Consider the following 498-nt stretch of genomic DNA (forward strand, 5'->3'; position numbering starts at 1 on the left):
GCTTCATTGTAAAATGAAATGCAACAGCTAAATAAATAGAAAGCCATCGTGAAACCACGTATAGTTAAAGTTGACCAAAACCATAAACATACGGAGGTAAATCACGATGACTCACTCTCATTCTAACACGAAAAAACGAAGCTATACACATTTAACTGAAATTGAAAGAGGACAAATAGCTGCATACAGGGAGCAAGGTTTGTCTTTAAGAGAAATTGGAGAGAAAATTGGACGCGATCACAGTACAGTATCTCGAGAACTAAAGCGGGGCACAGTCGAACAAATCGATACCAATCGTAAACCCTACAAGAAATACTTTCCTGACGTTGGCGCACGTGTTTATGAGGAGAACAGAAGAAACTGTGGTGCTCCGACTATCTTGATGGCTTCATGGGAATTCATATTATTCGCTGAGGAGAAAATATTGAAAGACAACTGGTCACCCGACGTTGTTGTGGGCTATGCAAAAAAACAAAATACATTCGATTCTGTTCCTTG

At 39.6% G+C, this 498-nt stretch carries 1 protein-coding gene; it reads left to right on the forward strand.

Features of this window, described 5'->3' with window-relative positions; translation table 11 throughout:
- Positions 1-106: 106 nt before the first annotated feature.
- A partial coding sequence (locus WKU33_RS19005; RefSeq protein ID WP_340456144.1) for a helix-turn-helix domain-containing protein occupies positions 107-498 on the forward strand: 392 nt, incomplete at its 3' end.

This window comes from Oceanobacillus sp. HCA-5259 (assembly GCF_037892815.1).
Taxonomy (GTDB): Bacteria; Bacillota; Bacilli; order Bacillales; family Amphibacillaceae; genus Oceanobacillus; species Oceanobacillus indicireducens.